Genomic DNA, 17682 nt, shown 5'->3' with positions numbered 1-17682 from the left:
GTTGGTTTTTAGCTAGGGCAACGGTGCCAGTTTACGGGAGAAGACCGGCAGCTTTGCTGGGGTCCTCGACTCCAGTCTGAGGAACGAGCAAGTGTCCTCGATGATTCCCGCCGGTAGGGTGGGAGATGAGTCACAGGCAACCCCAGGGGGCAGCAATGCAACAAACGGCAAGCGAAAAAACCGACAGCGCACCCGAAGGCAATCAGGCTCCAAGGGCCCGGAAACACGATTTCATGGTGGTCTCCAACCGCCTTCCGGTAGACCGTTACACCAGCGATGACGCGGAAAACGGCGAGGAAGGCTGGCGCCGCTCTCCGGGCGGCCTGGTGACTGCCCTTGCGCCGATGATGACCAAGACCGACGGCGCGTGGGTGGGCTGGCACGGCGCGCCGGACGAAGAGTTGGAACCCTTCAGCCACGGCGGCATGGACCTGATTCCCGTGGAACTCAGCACGCGCGATGTTGAGCTCTATTACGAAGGGTTCTCCAACGCCACTCTCTGGCCGCTTTACCACGACGTCATTGCCCCGCCCGAGTTCCACCGCACCTGGTGGGACAGCTACCGCCGGGTCAACCAGCGCTTCGCCGACGCCGTGGTCCACCACGCAGACCACGGAGCCACCGTGTGGGTGCAGGATTACCAACTCCAGCTCGTGCCGAGCATGCTCCGCCGGGCGCGCCCGGACCTGCGCATCGGCTTCTTCAACCACATCCCGTTCCCGCCGCCGGAGATCTTCGCCCAGTTGCCATGGCGCCAGGCCATCATCGAAGGCCTGCTCGGCGCCGACCTGGTGGGTTTCCAGCGCCCCAGCGACGCGGCAAACTTCATGCGCTCGGCACGCCGCTTTATTGGTGCAAGCGTCAAGCAGCAGCAAGTCCACGTCAAGGGAGCGGATGGGCAGATCACCCATATTGCCCGCGCACAGGCCTTCCCGATCTCCATCGCCGTGGATCAAATCAGCGAGCTCGCGGAGCGCCTGGACATCATCGAACGTTCCCGGCAGATCCGCCAGGACCTCGGTAACCCCAAAACCATCCTCCTGGGCGTGGACCGCCTCGACTACACCAAGGGCATCCCCCACCGCCTGAAGGCCTTTGAGGAACTCCTCAAAGAGGGACGGCTCACGGTGGAGGACGCCACACTGATCCAGGTTGCGAGCCCCAGCCGCGAGCGCGTTCGGCAATACAGGCTCCTGCGGGAAGAGATTGAAGGCACCGTAGGCCACATCAACGGCAGCTTCGACACCATGCAGAACACCGCCGTCCGCTACCTCCACCACAGCTACCCGGTCGAGGAAATGGTGGCGCTGTACCTCGCGGCCGACGTCATGCTGGTGACGGCATTGCGTGACGGCATGAACCTCGTGGCCAAGGAGTATGTCACAGCCCGGACCAACAACACGGGCGCCTTGGTCCTCAGTGAATTCACCGGCGCCGCCGATCAACTCAAGCAAGCCCTCCTCATGAATCCGCACGACATCGACGGACTAAAGAACACCATCATGAGGGCCGTGAACCTGCCCCCGAATGAATCACGCCGCCGGATGAAGTCCATGCGCAAGCAAATCCTCGACCACGACGTCGATCATTGGTCGGCGGAATTCCTCTCGGCCCTGGCAGAAACGGTGGTGCGCGATGACTCCTGAGACAGCAGCCACTCCCCCGCTGAGCCTGACGCCCGAACTGCTCGACGCCGTCCGCAGGATCGCGCGAACCGACCACCTTTTGGTGGCGATGGACTTTGACGGCACCATCTCCCCGATCGTGGACCACGCCGACGCCGCGCGGCCGCTCCAGCGCTCAGCCACTGCTTTCGCTGAACTTGCCCAACTCCCGAGGACGACGACGGCGCTCATCTCCGGGCGGGCACTGGCCAGCCTGCGGGCGGTCGCCTCCCCTCCGGAGGCAACGCTGCTGATCGGCAGCCATGGCGCGGAGGCCTGGATGGGCCCCGGTTCGGCGGAACTCCAACTGGACGACGCCCAAAGGGAGCTCCTTGCCGAAGTCCGCGAGGTCCTGGCCGGAATCTCGCAGGAAGCTCCGGGGACGGTCCTCGAAGACAAGCCTGCCGGCGTCGTACTCCATACGCGCCGAGCCGACGATGACGTAGCGGAGGACGCCGTCGCCGCTGCGCGCGCAGTCCTTGAAGGTCGCCCGGGAGTCTTCCTCAAGAACGGCAAACGTGTCCTCGAGACCTCGGTGGTGCATTCCTCCAAGGGCGAGGCGGTCGAGTTCCTGCGCCAGGCAACCTCTGCTACCGGGATCCTTTTCGCGGGCGACGATGTGACGGACGAGGACGCGATCGCCAGACTCGGCGCCGGGGATGTCGGGGTGAAAGTCGGGCTGGATTTCACCCAGGCCGAGTTCCGCGTCGAGGCCCCTGTCCACGTCGCCGAGCTCCTGGAGGCGGTCCTTCGCGAACGTCGCCGCGAGGTCTCGGGAGACGCATCGCACATGTGACGTTCGTAACATTTAGGCGAATAACCCGGGCTGCTGCCATACTCTTGGTTGTGATGTGGCGCACAACTACCGTGCGGCGTCACTCAGTCTCCCTTGCCCGGGCCCAGCCCAGGGCGGGGAGTCCAACTGAATAAACATGAACCATTCACAACGGATCGTCCGGCACGTACCTGCCGGTGAAGGGATTGATAACTGTGGCAACAGTTACTTTTGATAACGCTACGCGTCTGTACCCGGGCACAGATAAGCCCGCCGTCGATAAGCTCAACATCGACATCGCCGATGGCGAATTCCTGGTCCTCGTTGGACCCTCCGGTTGCGGTAAGTCCACCTCCCTGCGCATGCTCGCAGGCCTCGAGGATGTGAACTCCGGCCGCATTCTGATCGGCGACCGCGACGTCACGGACGTCCCGCCGAAAGACCGCGACATCGCAATGGTCTTCCAGAACTATGCTCTGTACCCGCACATGACCGTTGCGGACAACATGGGCTTCGCACTCAAGATCGCCGGCGTTTCCAAGGAAGAGCGTGCCGAGCGTGTCCGCGAAGCAGCCAAGCTTCTTGACCTTGAGCAGTACCTGGACCGCAAGCCGAAGGCCCTCTCCGGTGGCCAGCGTCAGCGTGTTGCCATGGGCCGCGCAATCGTCCGTAACCCGCAGGTCTTCCTCATGGATGAGCCGCTTTCCAACTTGGACGCCAAGCTCCGCGTGCAGACCCGCACGCAGATCGCATCCCTGACCCGCCGACTCGGCGTCACCACCGTCTACGTGACCCACGACCAGGTCGAGGCCATGACCATGGGTGACCGCGTTGCCGTCCTCAAGGACGGACTGCTGCAGCAGGTGGACACCCCGCGCAACCTGTACGACCGCCCGAAGAACGTCTTCGTTGCCGGATTCATCGGTTCCCCAGCAATGAACCTGCTGGAACTGCCGGTCGTCGACGGCGGCGTCCAGTTCGGTGGCACGGTTTACCCGGTACCGCACGATGTCCTCGAAGAGGCACACGGCAAGACCGTCACGCTCGGTTCCCGTCCGGAAGACCTCGAGACCGTTGGCGCCGGCGAGGGCCTCGAAGTTGAGGTCGACGTCGTCGAAGAGCTCGGCGCCGATGCCTACGTCTACGGCCACACCACGCTTGACGGCAAGAGCCACGACATCGTGGCCCGCGTCGACGGCCGCCGTCCCCCGATGAAGGGCGAGTCCATCTTCGTCCGTCCGCAGTCGGGCCACGTGCACTTGTTCGACACCAAGTCGGGCCTGCGCCTGGGCGACTGACACCCACACCGCATTACCGACGGCGGCCCTTCCGAGTGGACGGGCCGCCGTCGTCGTTAACAACAGCCTCCATACGGAAGAATTGACCCATGACCGAGCAAAGCGGTGCCAAGTGGCATGACGAACCCACCGACTACGCGCAGATCGGCAAACTCCCGCGCACCGAGGCTGCGAGCGCCAATGACGCGGCACCGCCGGCAAGTGTCATCGGATCCCTCAACATCACCGCAGCGGCGGCGGATCCCGAGCTCCTGGACCTCCCCTGGCACATCGCACTCGAAGACTGGCCCGCGGCGAACCTGGCCGCCCTGCCCCGCGGCATCTCCCGGCACATCGTGCGTTTTGCGCACCTGGCCGGCTCCGTCATCGCCATCAAGGAAACGTCTGAGCACGTTGCCCGGCACGAATACCACATGCTCCGCAAGCTGGCACGGATGGATGTGCCTTGCGTCGAGCCGGTCGCGGTCATCACCGGCCGCACCACCGTTGACGGCAAGCCACTGAACCCGGTGCTGGTCACCCGGCACCTCAAGTTCTCCATGCCGTACCGTGCGCTCTTCTCACAGATGCTGCGCCGGGACACCCTGACACGGCTTATCGACGCCCAAGCGCTGCTGCTGGTGCGCCTGCACCTGATCGGCTTTTATTGGGGCGACGTTTCCCTCTCCAACACCTTGTTCCGACGCGACGCCGGGGCGTTCGCCGCGTACTTGGTGGACGCCGAGACCGGCGAGCTGTACCCGGATCTGTCGGTGGGCCAGCGCGAGTACGATCTGGAGATTGCCCGCGTCAACATCGCCGGGGAACTCATGGACTTGCTCGAAGGCGGGCTGATCGAGGAGAAGGTGGACCCGGTAGCGACGTCGGAGCTCATCATGGACTCGTACCGGCGGCTATGGGCCGAACTCACCGAAAAGGAATCGTTCGAGCTCGGCGAACGCTGGCGCGTGGGCGCGCGCATCCGCCGCCTCAACGAACTCGGCTTCGACGTCGAGGAATACGCCATCAAGACCACCGCGGACGGATCCACCATCCAGCTTCAGCCCAAGGTGGTCGACGCCGGCCACCACCAACGGCGGCTGCTCCGCCTCACCGGCCTGGACGCCCAGGAGAACCAGGCCCGGCGGTTGCTCAATGACATGGATTCATTCCGGGCAGACAACAACCCGGACATGGATGAAGAAATCAGTGCCCACACCTGGGTCAGCCAGATCTTCGAGCCGATCGTCCGTTCCATCCCGCGCGACCTCGCAGGCAAGCTTGAGCCGGCAGAAGTGGTCCACGAAGTCCTCGAACACCGCTGGTACATGAGCCAGAAGCAGGACAGCCACATCCCCTTGGCGGAAGCCGTGCAGTCTTATCTGGACACCATCCTGCGCCACCGGCGTGACGAGGCTGCCATCATGCTCAATCCGGACACGGCGATGCTCAAGATCCTGGAAGCCGAAACCGAGGAATCCCGGTACGACGAGGACGAATACCCGGATTCCGACGACTAACGCAGGGGTTTAGGGCTCCAGCGTCTCCGCGAGTCCCTTGAGCACGGGTTCACGCCCGAGCTCGATATGGGAGTACGCCAGGGTGTAGGCGAGCTCGGCCTTGCCGCCGAGGATGGCGTTGCACAGTTCCATGTGCTCATCGCGCTGGAGTTCGTTGCTGCGGTTGTGGGCGAGCCCGAAGATCCAGCGCATGCGCCCGAACAACGGCTTGACCGACTCGATGAGCAGCCGGTTGCCGGACAGCCGCACGATTTCGGCGTGGAACGCCGCACTGAGGCGCACGACGTCGTCGGTCCGGTCGTCGTCGATCGCTTGCCTCGTGTCGTCGAGGAGTTCCTGCAAACGGCCTCCCGGTTCGCCCGCGGCGACCCGGATGGCCGCCATGCGGGCGGCGAACGTTTCCAGGCACAACCGCACGTCGAAGAGTTCATTGACGTCGGTGAGCGTCAATTGCCGCACCACGGCGCCCCGGCGGGGGAAGGTTTCCACGAAGCCATCCTGCTCGAGGCGTTGGATGGCCTCCCGCACGGGGATTCGTGAAACGTTGTAGAGCTCGGAGAGCTCCCGTTCACGCAGCCGCGCGCCCTGTTCGTATCTCCCCGCCACGATTCCCTCAAGGACCAGCTGGTAGACCTGTTCGGCCCGGGCTTCGTCGTCGCGGCCAGTCAGCGTTTCGGGCATCGGCGTCGGCCACCCTTCCCTTCCCCGTCGTCTTACATTCCACCCGAGCATACACGGGAGGAAACAGAGCTGTTTGGTATTCCAGATAGTGCAATATTTGTGATTTACATCCCATCGAACCTGCTCTAGTCTATTTTTGGTATACAAAAAGTCCGGAGCCTACTCCTTGGATCATGAATCGAGCACCCCCGTTGACCCAGCTACAGTCCACCGCCGAAGCTACGGCTGAGAGTCCATCCCCCAGCACGCCCCCAAGCAGACCCACTGCCGAGGCGCGGTCGCTCCTGGCGACGGCCTGGCTGCGGATCCGCCGGAGCAAGATTGCCCTGTTGAGCCTCTGCGTGGTGGCGGCCATCATGTTGTTCGCCATCCTCGGCCCGCTGCTCAGTGCCATGTCCGGCAACGATCCCTTCACGTCCAACACCAGCCCCGATGTCCTGGACGACCTCCAGACTCCCGGTTTGCCGCTCCCCGGATACATGTACCCTTCGGCCGGCCACTGGCTGGGCGTGGAACCCGGACTGGGCCGTGACCTGTTTGCCCGCCTCGCCTATGGGGGCCAGGTTTCCCTCACCATTGCCCTGCTGTCCACTGCGGTCTCGGTGGTCCTGGGAACCGTGATCGGTGCAGCCGCGGGCTACTTCGGGGGCAAAACGGACGCCATCATCAGCCGGGTCATGGATCTCTTCCTCGCTTTTCCGCACCTCCTGCTGGTCCTTTCACTGACCCCCATCCTGCAGTCACGGCTGCGGGACACCGCGCTGGGCCAGGGCAGCTTCCTGCCCATGGCTTCGCTCGTCATCATCCTGGGCTTCTTCGGCTGGGCATACCTCGCCCGTATTGTCCGCGGCCAAGTACTGAGCCTCCGCGAGCGCGAGTTCGTCGAGGCCGCGCGGTCCTTCGGCGCCTCGCACCTGAGCGTGTTGTTCCGGCAGATCATTCCCAACGTCATGGGAGTCGTACTGGTCTACGCCACCATGCTCATCCCCACGAACATCTCTGCAGAAGCGGCACTGTCCTTCCTCGGCGTCGGCGTCAAGGACCCCACGCCGTCGTGGGGCCAGATGCTCAACGCCGCCCAATCCGGCAACTGGTACCTCAGCGACCCCTGGTTCCTGGCAGTCCCCGGCGCCATGCTCATCGTCACGGTCCTGGCGTTCAACCTGCTCGGCGACGCCGTGCGGGATGCCCTGGACCCCAAGGCATCCCGCCACTAATCCCCCTTCAAATCCGTTCCACCCACCCAAATGAGGAGCACAATGAATACCCCCACCAGAGCGCTGGCCCTTGCCGTGCTGATCGCCACCGCCGCCACAGGCTGCGCGGCGGGACAGAACCAGCCCGGAACTGCCGCCTCCGGCGCTTCCAGCACCGAGCAGGCTCCCGAAGTGGTCAAGTCCGGTTTCACCACCAAGGGCGGCAACATCAACGTCCTGATGTCCTCGGACTTCCAAACCCTGGACCCGGGCAACAGCAACTACGTCCAGACGGCCAACGTCGGCCAGCTGTACTACAGGAACCTCACCATGGCGAAGGAGACGGCCGGACAGCCGCCCACCATCGTTCCGGACCTCGCCACGGACACGGGCCAGGTGTCCAAAGACGGACTCACCTGGACATTCACCCTCCAGAAGGGCGTCAAGTTCGAAGACGGCCGCCCCATCACCTCCGCCGACGTCAAGTACGGCATCGAACGCACCTTCGCCCAGGACGTCTACACCCAGGCCCCGCAGGAGCTCAACGCGGCGCTCGACGCCGGCGGCTACAAGGGGCCGTACAAGGATCCTTCCGCTGACCTCAAGGCCGTGGAAACTCCGGACGAGCGCACCATCGTCTTCCACTTGAAGAAGCCATTCGCCGAATTCCCGGCGCTGGCCTCCCGTTCCAACACTTCGCCTGTCCCGAAGGACAAGGACACCAAGCTGGACTACACCAACCACCCGGTGTCTACAGGCCCGTACATGGTTGATTCGTACAGTCGCGGAAAGTCGCTCAAACTGGTCCGCAACCCGAACTGGGATCCGTCCACCGACCCCAACCGCACGGCACTTCCGGACACCTTCAGCTTCTCGCTCTCCACTTCGCAGGCCACCATCAGCCAGCAGCTCCTGGCCAACTCCGATCCCAATGCCCTCACCCTGGACTCCAACGGTGCACTGCAGACTTCGGATTCCGCCAAGCTCGCTGATGCCCAGGTCAAGGACCGCGTTGCATCGGGACTGCTCGGTTGCAACGACGTCCTCAGCCTCAACACCGAGAAGATCACCGATCCAGATGTCCGCAAGGCAATCGCCCTGGCCCTTGACCGCCAGTCCATCCTGGTCCAGTACGGCGGGCGCCGCTTCGGCGAACTCACCCAGACCCCGCTCAACGCCAAGATGCGCGGCTACGTAGCCCAAGACCTCGAGATCGACCCCACCGGCAAGCCCAAGCTGGAGGAAGCCAAGAAGCTCCTCGAAGGCAAGAACTACCCCAAGACCCTCACCTACGGGTACGCCAACAACCGCGACGCCTACAAGAACACCGGCACCGTGATCCAGCAAAACCTCAAGGCCCTGGGCATCGACGTCCAACTGGTGCCGATCCCGGCCCCGAACTACTACTCCGTCCTGGCCAGTGACCAGCTGCCGGACATTGCGCGCTCGGGCTGGTGCGGCGGCGCCGACCCTGCGTCGGTGCGTACGTCCGCCGATCCCATCCTCGGACCGAACAACGACGGCACCAGCTACGGCTTCTCCAACACGTCGCGCTACTTCGATCCGCAGATTTCGAAGGCCATGTTCGAGCTCCGGAACACTTCCGGGACCTCGGAGGAACTCGGCAAGAAATGGTCTGAGGAGTTCGGCAAGGCCCTAAAGACCTACCCGATCATCCCGCTCGTCCGCAGCCACACCAACAGCGTGGTTGGCTCCAATATCCGTAACGCCCAAGTGGGCTACTTCTTCGGCGGCATCGACCTCTCGATCGTCGGCGTCGAGCACTAACCAGGCCAAATACACAACCGGGCCTGTTCACACCAATCAGGCCAGCCCAGAAGGGAGGCGGGCCGTCCGGCGACTACCGGACGGCCCGCAACCAGCACAATGATCAGATTCATCTTTCGCCGGACAGGCTCCCTGATCCTGCTTCTCGTCGCCGTCAGCTTCATCACCTTCACGCTGTTCCAGCTGGGTCCTGCCGATCCTGCGTCCGCCGCTTGCGGCCAGGAGTGCACTCCCGAACGCATCGCGGAAGCCCGCGTGGCCCTTGGCATGGACCACCCTTTCCTGGTCCAGTACATCGACTACATGCGCGGTCTGGTCTCGCCGCGGATGATCGGTGCTCCCGGAGCGGAATCGATCTGCCAGTGGCCATGCCTCGGCAAATCGTTCCAAACCAATGAAAACGTCTCGGACATCATCGCCCGCTCCTTGCCCTACACGCTCTCCATGGCGGTCGGCGCGCTGGTGCTCTGGACCGTTTCCGGCGTCGGGCTCGGTTTGCTCGCCGCCCTTCGCAAGGGATCCGCCACGGACAAGTTCATCGTCGGCGCAGCGTCCGTTGGAGTCTCGCTGCCCATCCCCGTCACCGGCCTGTTCCTGTTGCTGGTTTTCGTCAACCAGCTGCATCTCCTGCCCTTCACGACGAACGAGATCAACAGCCCCTTCGGCCCGCATGGTCCGGGGGCCTGGGTACTCAACTACTTCCTGCCGTGGGTCGCCCTCGCGGTGCTTTTCAGCGCGGCGTATATCCGGGTCACCCGGACCAACATGATCGAAACCTTCAGCGAGGACTTCATCCGCACGGCCCGTGCCAAGGGCCTGGCGCCCCGAACAGTGACGTTCAAACACGGTGCCCGGGCCGGGATCACTCCGGTGGTGACCATGCTTGGCATGGACATCGGGCTTCTCCTCGGCGGCGCGGTCCTCACCGAGCAGATCTTCTCCGTCCCGGGACTCGGTTTCACGGCCGTCCGGGCTGCCATTTCCGGCGACCTCCCCGTCACCATGGCCATCACCATGCTGGCTGCCTTCTTCGTCATCGTCGCGAATGTCGTCGTCGACCTCGCCTACGCTGCCATCGATCCCCGAGTGAGGCTCCAATGACCCAGCTCCAGCCCAGTCCGGCCGGTCAACCGGCCACGCGAACCGCGCATCAGGCCGCGGGAACCGGCCATCAGGCCGCGGAAGCCGCCGCGTTCCTCGACGTCCGGAACCTTTCGGTGAAGTTCCCCACCGACGACGGCCTTGTCTCGGCAGTCAACGGGATGGATTTCTCCTTGGAGCGCGGGCAGACCCTCGGCATCGTCGGAGAGTCAGGGTCCGGCAAGTCGGTCACCAGCCAGGCGCTCATGGGGCTCCTCAAGGGGACCTCAGCCCGGGTCACCGGCCAGGCGTTGTTCCAAGGCAAGGACCTTGTCACACTGCCCGAGTCCGGCATGCGGCAGCTTCGCGGCCGGAACATCGGCATGATCTTCCAGGATCCTCTCTCGGCCCTGCATCCCTTCTACACCGTGGGCCATCAGATCGCCGAGGCCTACCTCGTCCACAACAAGGCAAGCAAGAAGCAAGCCCGCGCGGCCGCCGTCGAGATGCTCGGAAGGGTAGGCATTCCGAGCCCCGAGCAGCGCTACGACGAATACCCGCACCATTTCTCCGGAGGCATGCGCCAGCGCGCCATGATTGCCATGGCACTGATCTGCGAACCGGAACTGCTCATCGCGGACGAACCCACCACCGCGCTGGACGTCACCGTGCAGGCACAGATCCTGGACCTCATGTCCGAGCTCCAGCAGGAAACCAACTCGGCCCTGATCCTGATCACCCACGATCTTGGCGTGGTGGCCGAAGTGTGCGATTCCGTGCTGGTCATGTACGGCGGGCAATGCGTCGAATCGGGACCGGTGGACGAGATCTTCTACGACACGCGGCACCCTTACACTCTGGGCCTGCTCAAATCGATGCCCACGCTGAGCAGTAGCTCGGGCAGGCTCAACCCCATTCCGGGCCAGCCGCCGTCGCTCCTTGACCTCCCGAAAGGCTGCATTTTCAGCGCCAGGTGCGAGTACGCGGCCCTTGCCGGCGACGGCGTATGCGCGAGCCAGCGCCCGGAGCTCGTGGTCGAAGACGGCCACGGAAAGCGCTGCCACTTGAGCGGCCCCCAGATCGTCACTATTCGGAATACGCGTTAGGACCCGCCATGGACACGCAGGCAATTCTCCAGGTGGAGAGCCTCCAGAAGCATTTCCCCATCAAAGGCGGTCTGTTCTCCCCCAAGGGTTCCAAGACCGTCAAAGCCGTCGACGGCGTCTCCTTCAGCCTCGCGCGCGGCCAGACGTTGGGACTCGTGGGTGAGTCCGGCTGCGGCAAGTCCACCACCGGGCGCATGATCGCGCGCCTCATGGATCCGACCGGCGGGAGGATCCTGATCGACGGCGTGGACATCAGCCAGCTGGGCGGCCGCGATCTGTACAACTTCCGCCGCAAGGTCCAGATGATCTTCCAGGACCCCTTCGCCTCGCTCAATCCACGGCAAACCGTGGGCACCGCCATCGCCGCACCGATGCTGGCGCAAAAGATCAACCCGGCCGGCGGCCTCAAGAACCGGGTGAAGGAACTCCTCGAGCAGGTGGGCCTCAAACCGGAGCACTACAACCGTTTCCCGCACGAGTTCTCCGGCGGCCAGCGCCAACGGGTGGGCATCGCGCGCGCCATCTCGCTGAACCCCTCGGTGATCGTCTGCGACGAACCCGTATCCGCCCTCGATGTCTCGGTGCAGGCGCAGGTGGTCAACTTGCTCCAGGAGATCCAGCGGGACACCGGAGTGGCATACATCTTCATCGCGCACGATCTTTCCGTGGTCCGCCATATCTCGCATGAGGTGGCGGTGATGTACCTCGGCAAAATCGTGGAGCAAGGAAGCCGGGAGGACTTGTTCCGGGAGCCCCGGCATCCCTATACGCGAGCTCTCCTGTCCGCCGTGCCCCTGCCGGATCCCAGGGCAGCCCGCCAGCAGCAAAAGATCCGGCTCCGGGGAGATCTCCCGTCGCCGGCAAACCCACCCAGCGGCTGCGTCTTCCGCACCCGGTGTCCGTTGTTCGGCACCTTGGGAGCGGAACAGCAGCAACGGTGCATCAGCGAAATCCCCCGACCCGCCAGCGCGACTGCCCCGGCCTGCCACCACGCAGGTCTGGAATCCGCAGCCCTCGCTGGTGTGCAATAGATCCAACATCAAAGGAGCAATACATTGAACACCCTGATTCGTGCCGTCCGTCCTTGGGGACAAGCATTGAGCGACGTCCTCGTCACGGACGGCAAGATCACCGGCGTCGAACCCCATGACCCTGCACGCGCTGCGGCGACTGGCGACACCACCGTCGTCGAGGGCCGCGGCCGTCTTCTCGTGCCGTCGTTCTCGGACGTCCATGTGCACCTGGACTCGACCCGCATCGGACTGCCGTTCCGCGAACACACCGGCGGCCCCGGCGTCTGGACCATGATGATGAACGACCGGCAGAACTGGCGCAACGCCGAGGTTCCGCTGCAGGAACGGGTCAACAACACCCTCGGCCGGATGATCGCCCGCGGCACCACGCGTGTGCGCTCCTATGCCCAGATCGACGTCGACTGCCGGCTTGAGCGTTTCGACGCCGTGATGGCCGCCAAGGAGCAGTTCAAAGGGCAGGCCGACGTCGACATCATCGCGTTCCCGCAGGCCGGCCTCCTCCTTGAGGACGGCACCGTACCCCTCATGGACCAGGCACTCAAGTCCGGCGCGAATGTCATGGGCGGCATCGACCCGTGCAGCCTGGACCGCGACCCGGCCCGGCATCTGGACATCGTCTTCGGACTGGCCGAAAAGTACCAGGTCCCCATTGATATCCACCTCCACGAGCCCGGCGAACTCGGCGTCTTCAGCACGGACCTCGTGATCGAGCGCACCCGCGCCCTGGGGATGCAGGGCAAGGTCACCATGTCCCACGCATACCAGCTGGGCAGCGTCTCCGAGGCCACCACGCGCCGCCTCATCGACGAGTTCGCCGAACTGGACATCTCCATGGCGTCGGTGGCGCCGGGCTCCGCCGGTGTGGCCGCCCAGCTGCCCATCCCGATGCTCGCCGAAGCCGGCGTACGCATGGGCCTGGGCGAGGACGGCCAGCGCGACTACTGGTCCCCCTATGGCAACACGGACATGCTCGACCGCACCTGGCAGCTCGCTTTCACCCACGGCTTCCGCAAGGACGAGCTCATCGAGCACTGCCTCGCGATCGCCACCGTAGGCGGCGCCAGCATCCTCGACCCGTCCGCCACTCGCCTGAAGGGCACGGCACACCGCCCGGGCGTCGAGGTCGGCGATCCTGCCGAACTCCTGCTGCTCGACGGCGAAACGGTCGCCTCCGCGGTGATGGACCGCGGCACCGACCGGACGGTCATCCACCGCGGCAAGGTCGTGGCGGATCAGCTCGAGCTGGTCTAAGCCCGCACAAAAAAGTGGCCGATCCCTCGTGCGAGGGACCGGCCACTTTTTTGGTTTTAGCGCCCGACGGCGGCCGGCTCGCCACGATGTTCCGTCTCGACGGCTTCCACCGACACCGCCGGCCCGCGCACCGCGAGGAAACCGGCCACCGCGAGAAGCACCGCTTCCGCGGCCAGGGCCCAGAAGGGAACGTCCCAGCCACCGGACAACTCATGCAGGAATCCAGCCCCCAACGGGCCCAGGGAGGCCAGCGCGAAGCCCAAGCCCTGGCTCATGGCGGACAGGCTGCCGGCGCTCTGTGGTCCGGTTGAGCGGATGACAACCAATGCCATTCCCAGCCCGAAGCCGGCACTCTGGACGATCCCCAACACGCCGACCATGAGGAACTGCAAAGCCACGGGCGCGGTCAAGACCCCTATCAAAGCCGCGGCGACGAGCAATCCCAGGCCCGGAGCCATAAACTTCAGAACCACTCGACGCCCCGCGAGGACGGGAGCCAGCAGGCTCGCGGGCAGACCTGCGACACTGAACCATGCCAAGAGACCTGCTGCGTCGGCCACGGTCTGCCCCTTCGACACCAGGAAGACCGCGAGCCACGAGGTGATCGCGAAATACAGCATGGCTTGCAGCCCGAAGAACGCGGTCACGGCCCAGGCCGTCCGCTGCTTCCGCAACGGAATGGTGCCGGTTTCCCCCGTTGCGCCACCCGCCGTCGTCGTCTTCTGTAAACCAGCGCCCAACACCGGTCCGCCGGTTTCGGTCTCGTCGGTCCCGTCGGGACTCCCCGCCGGTTGACCGGCACGATGGATCAACGTGGCCCCCAGCAGGGCGGGGACGGCCCAGACGGCCAGCGCCCAGGCGAGGCTTCCGCCGAGCGCTTGCTGCAGCGGCTGGACGAGCCCCGCGCCGAGCGCCGCGCCCAGCCCGAAGCCCATGGTGCACAGCCCCGTCCACCAGCCGGTACCGCGGTTTGCCTTGACGATCTGCGGCACGAGCACGCTGGCGGTCATGATGGATGCCCCTGCCAGGAACGTTCCGGGCAGCAACAGTCCGGGCACGAATACGCGGACGATCAGCGCCGCGGCAAGCACCAGGAGCGCCGCTGCCACAGCCCTTCCGCTGCCCAGGCGACGGGCCAGCCACGGACCGCAAGGAGCCGAGGCGCCGAAGGCAAGTACAGGCAAGGCGCCAAGCAACGGCAGCAGATGCGCGTCGAGTCCGAAGCCTGCCTGCAGCTGACCCATGGTGCCGGCGATTGTCGTAATGGCCGGACGGAGGTTGATGGAGACAAATGCCAGTGCAACGAGTATCCAGGTAGTCCGTCGAGCGGCGTACGCGGAAGTACCGCGGCGCGGCGGCTGTGCTTGTTCCATTGGTTGCCTCCCTGGAATCCTAATTTGGTATACCAAATAAGATTAGGGGCATTGCATGGCAAAGTAAACTGCCGCTAAAGTGGCGGCTGAGCGTGACGCTGGACCCTGACGATTAGATTTGGAATACCAGAGCTTTAGATAGCCTTGCCGGGATTGAAGATTCCGGCCGGGTCGAAAAGCTCTTTGATGCGACGCTGCAACTCCCGGATGGGCTCAGGCTGCTCAAGTCCGAGCCAACGCAGCTTGTACTGCCCCACCCCGTGCTCGCCGGTGATGGTCCCGCCCATCGCCAGCGCGGCGTCAATCGAGTCGTCCAGGGCATGGTTGAGGCGGGACATGGCATCGGCGTCCACTTCCCTGTCCACGCGGTCAACCCAGAAGGTGGGGTGCAGGTTGCCATCGCCGGCATGGGCCACCACCTTGAGCTGGACCTCGTGGGTAACGGCCATGGCCTCGAGCGCGGCCACGTAGTCGACAAGCCGCGACCTCGGAACAGCGACGTCCTCGCCAACCCGGAATTCGTTGTCCACTTCGTCGCCTCGACTCGAGCGCCTCATCTCGATGAGGCGCTCCGCTTCGGCATTGGATTCCGCCGTCACCGCGGCGCCGCCGGCGGCGAGCACTTCCCGTACCAAAGCTGCTTCCGCTGCCGCTCCAAAGCCGTCAGTCTGGATCAACAGCAGCGCCTGTCCGCGTTCTCCGAGGTCCGAGCCGTACAGTTCGTCGAGCTGGGCCAGCGTTCCGGCGTCGAGCATTTCCATGATGGCGGGCTGGACGCGGGCCCTTCCGACCGCCAGGACACCCGCTGCGGCACCGCGGAAGTCCGGATAGAAGGCGGCAACTGTCTGTACCTCGCGCGGCAGGTAGCGCAGGCGCACCGTCACACCCACCACGATCCCCAGGGTGCCCTCGGAGCCCACAAACAGCGCTGTGAGATCGTACCCGGCCACACCCTTGAAGGTCTGGTGACCTGTGTGGATAAGCGAGCCATCGGCCAGGACGACGTCGAGCGCCAGCACCGAGTCCCTCGTCACGCCGTACTTGGCGCAACGCAAGCCGCCTGCGTTCGTGGCCACATTGCCGCCGATCGTGGACATTTTGTAGCTCGCTGGGTCCGGCGCGTACATCAGGCCGTGTTCGGACGCGGCGGCATTCAGGTCAGCGTTCACCACGCCAGGTTCGACGACGGCGGTCTCATCGTCCGCGTTGAGCTGCAGGATGCGGTTCATGCGTTCCAAGCTGAGGACGATGCACCCCTGGCTGGCGTGGGCGCCGCCGGAAACCCCGGTGCCGGCGCCGCGGGCCACGATCGGAACTCCGTGCCGGGCGCAACTGCGCACCACATGCTGCACGTCTTCGACGGATTCGGCGAACACCACAGCCAAGGGCAGCTGCAAGTCCAGGACAGGTCCCAGGTCTGCGGCATAGGTGGTGCGTGTCTGTTCGTCGACGGCGACTTGCCCCGGAGCGAGGGCGGCCCCTAGATCATCGATGAACGCGCCCGGGCTTTCGCTTTGCTGGGTTTCACCCGCGGGTGGAAGCCGGCGGGCCATAACGATCTCCAACCTGGCCTTGTCCTGCGGATAAGGCCGGCTGGCACCGGTGTATTCAAATCCGTGCCGCTCGTAGAACGCCTTCGCTCGGGCGTTGTCCTCGTGGACGCCCAGTTCGATCACGCCGGCTCCGAGCTCGGCGCCTGCTATGGCGCAAGCCTCATCAAGCAACTGGTCGGCCAGGCCCAGGCCACGGTGTTCGGGGGCGACGTAGACGCTGATCAGCATGGCTTGTAGAGCCCGGGAAGGATCCTGCGGCTGCTTGATGACCACGCGCATAAGCCCGCTGATCGGGCTACCGTCCGTGCCGTCGTCCGCTATCAGGGTGATACTCGAGTCGCCCGACATCGTGGCTGCTCGCTCTTGCCATTGAGTGTCAGTCTGGCGCCGGGCGGCCGCGAGGCTCTCCACGTAGGCCATCGGGGTGTCCGACAGCATCTCCAACCGGACGTCGCGAAGCAATTCCCAGTCAGTCGCTTGGAGGCGACGGATTCTATTCACTTGCGCCGCCCATGAACCGGACATAGCGCTCAAGAACTCCAGGCCAGTCAGCCGCGTAGTCTGCACGGGTCTGCGCGGGGTGTTCGGCACCTTCCCAGCCGTCGTGGACCAGACGAACCTCCGTTCCTCCGTCAACAGCACGGAAGGCCAGACGAAGTTCGGTGGACCACATCGCGGTACTGCCTGGATACCAGCTCGCATGGAAGGACAACGGCGGCTGCCAGTCGTCGATGGTCCCCCATATCGAGGTTCGGCCGTCGTCGGCCGTCTCCAGGATCAAATTCTCCTCGAACTCAACGTGCGAGCCCGCCCCGTAGACGCTGTGGTCCTCCATCGGCCACCAGAGATGCGGGTGGTCGGTGAAGCCCATGAAAGCATGCGCCACAGGCGAAGGCACGACGACGGTGCACACCACGGGGTCCAGCTCACCGGATTGCTCCGGCTGGGGTTCGGAGTCCGGCGCGAGGTGACTAAAGAGGCTCTCCATGTGTACCAACTTTACCGCCCAGCGGCACCCCCGATTCCGGATCCAGCGCGCTCGCCCCCGACGCCGGCTCACATATACCGGCTCCCGGGCGGACGCCCGCTCACATATGGCGGGTCCGGGGCGGACGCCCGCTCACATATACCGGCTCCCGGCAGGACGCCCGCTCACTTATGGCGGCGGGCGTCGGTCGTGGAACCTGGATAGGTGAGCCGGGGTTTGGGATTTCCCTGCCATATCCGAGCCGGGGTCTGCCAAAATGGCCCTATATCTGAGGGGGGGTCCGGGGAAACCGGGTCATATGTGAGCGGGGGTTCGCGGAAACCGGGTCATGGGTGGGCCGGGGTTGGATGCCCCGGATGCCCGCTCAGTAATAAAGGGTTTTCGTGGGACGCCCGC

At 64.7% G+C, this 17682-nt stretch carries 14 protein-coding genes and 1 pseudogene; 10 read left to right on the top strand and 5 right to left on the bottom strand.

Annotation, left to right across the window (positions count from 1 at the left end; translation table 11 throughout):
- The first annotated feature begins 155 nt into the window (after positions 1-155).
- The 4 genes from AC3WJU_RS08280 to AC3WJU_RS08265 all read left to right on the top strand — a co-directional run bounded on the left by AC3WJU_RS08280 (position 156) and on the right by AC3WJU_RS08265 (position 5236).
- Positions 156-1646, top strand: a complete 1491-nt coding sequence (locus AC3WJU_RS08280; protein ID WP_492259620.1) for an alpha,alpha-trehalose-phosphate synthase (UDP-forming) — start codon at positions 156-158, stop codon at positions 1644-1646.
- Positions 1636-2460 (top strand): trehalose-phosphatase, encoded by an 825-nt coding sequence (gene otsB / locus AC3WJU_RS08275; protein WP_492259619.1) that lies wholly within the window; start codon positions 1636-1638, stop codon positions 2458-2460. Before AC3WJU_RS08280 ends, otsB begins: the two co-directional genes overlap by 11 nt.
- Positions 2461-2654: 194 nt before the next feature.
- Entirely contained in the window at positions 2655-3737 is a 1083-nt protein-coding gene (locus AC3WJU_RS08270; protein ID WP_059388327.1) for an ABC transporter ATP-binding protein, read from the top strand.
- A gap of 89 nt (positions 3738-3826) precedes the next feature.
- A complete protein-coding gene (locus tag AC3WJU_RS08265) occupies positions 3827-5236 on the top strand; it encodes a DUF4032 domain-containing protein (protein WP_307055248.1) in 1410 nt (469 codons plus the stop codon).
- Between the two features lie 9 nt (positions 5237-5245).
- Here the strand turns inward: AC3WJU_RS08265 and AC3WJU_RS08260 are convergent, their stop codons facing one another.
- On the bottom strand, positions 5246-5917 hold the full coding sequence (locus AC3WJU_RS08260) for a GntR family transcriptional regulator (protein WP_284988877.1): 672 nt from the start codon (positions 5915-5917) through the stop codon (positions 5246-5248).
- A gap of 173 nt (positions 5918-6090) precedes the next feature.
- Here AC3WJU_RS08260 and AC3WJU_RS08255 point away from each other — a divergent pair, with 173 nt between their 5' ends.
- The 6 genes from AC3WJU_RS08255 to AC3WJU_RS08230 all read left to right on the top strand — a co-directional run bounded on the left by AC3WJU_RS08255 (position 6091) and on the right by AC3WJU_RS08230 (position 13372).
- The gene (locus AC3WJU_RS08255) at positions 6091-7134 is read left to right on the top strand and encodes an ABC transporter permease (RefSeq protein WP_492259618.1); all 1044 of its coding nucleotides are present in this window, start codon (positions 6091-6093) and stop codon (positions 7132-7134) included.
- 42 nt (positions 7135-7176) lie between these two features.
- Positions 7177-8901 (top strand): ABC transporter substrate-binding protein, encoded by a 1725-nt coding sequence (locus AC3WJU_RS08250; RefSeq protein ID WP_492259617.1) that lies wholly within the window; start codon positions 7177-7179, stop codon positions 8899-8901.
- A gap of 99 nt (positions 8902-9000) precedes the next feature.
- Positions 9001-10002 (top strand): ABC transporter permease, encoded by a 1002-nt coding sequence (locus AC3WJU_RS08245; protein WP_492259616.1) that lies wholly within the window; start codon positions 9001-9003, stop codon positions 10000-10002.
- Positions 9999-11087: an ABC transporter ATP-binding protein gene (locus AC3WJU_RS08240; RefSeq protein ID WP_492259615.1), complete on the top strand. Its 1089-nt coding sequence runs from the start codon at positions 9999-10001 to the stop codon at positions 11085-11087. Before AC3WJU_RS08245 ends, AC3WJU_RS08240 begins: the two co-directional genes overlap by 4 nt.
- 8 nt (positions 11088-11095) lie before the next feature.
- Positions 11096-12118 carry an ABC transporter ATP-binding protein gene (locus AC3WJU_RS08235; protein WP_332601818.1) on the top strand — a complete coding sequence of 341 codons (1023 nt, stop codon included), beginning with the start codon at positions 11096-11098 and terminating at the stop codon, positions 12116-12118.
- A gap of 24 nt (positions 12119-12142) precedes the next feature.
- Complete coding sequence (locus tag AC3WJU_RS08230; protein WP_492259614.1) at positions 12143-13372, top strand: amidohydrolase family protein; 1230 nt, start codon at positions 12143-12145, stop codon at positions 13370-13372.
- 56 nt (positions 13373-13428) lie between these two features.
- On the opposite strand, the gene AC3WJU_RS08225 is transcribed toward AC3WJU_RS08230, so the two are convergent.
- From AC3WJU_RS08225 to AC3WJU_RS08210, 4 genes and pseudogenes are all read right to left on the bottom strand, one after another.
- Positions 13429-14745, bottom strand: coding sequence for an MFS transporter (locus AC3WJU_RS08225; protein WP_492259613.1), 1317 nt, complete (start codon positions 14743-14745; stop codon positions 13429-13431).
- A 134-nt stretch (positions 14746-14879) separates the two neighbouring features.
- Entirely contained in the window at positions 14880-16298 is a 1419-nt protein-coding gene (locus AC3WJU_RS08220; protein ID WP_492259663.1) for an FAD-binding oxidoreductase, read from the bottom strand.
- A gap of 54 nt (positions 16299-16352) precedes the next feature.
- Positions 16353-16718 (bottom strand): annotated as a pseudogene (locus AC3WJU_RS08215) (GNAT family N-acetyltransferase); the annotation flags it as partial.
- Positions 16719-16791: 73 nt separating this feature from the next.
- On the bottom strand, positions 16792-17286 hold the full coding sequence (locus AC3WJU_RS08210) for an SRPBCC family protein (RefSeq protein WP_059388335.1): 495 nt from the start codon (positions 17284-17286) through the stop codon (positions 16792-16794).
- Between the last annotated feature and the right edge of the window lie 396 nt (positions 17287-17682).

The sequence above is a fragment of the Arthrobacter sp. FW306-1B-F12A genome (assembly GCF_058781865.1).
The sequence above is the reverse complement of the archived record's forward strand: the minus strand, read 5'-3'. Positions and strand labels throughout refer to the sequence as shown.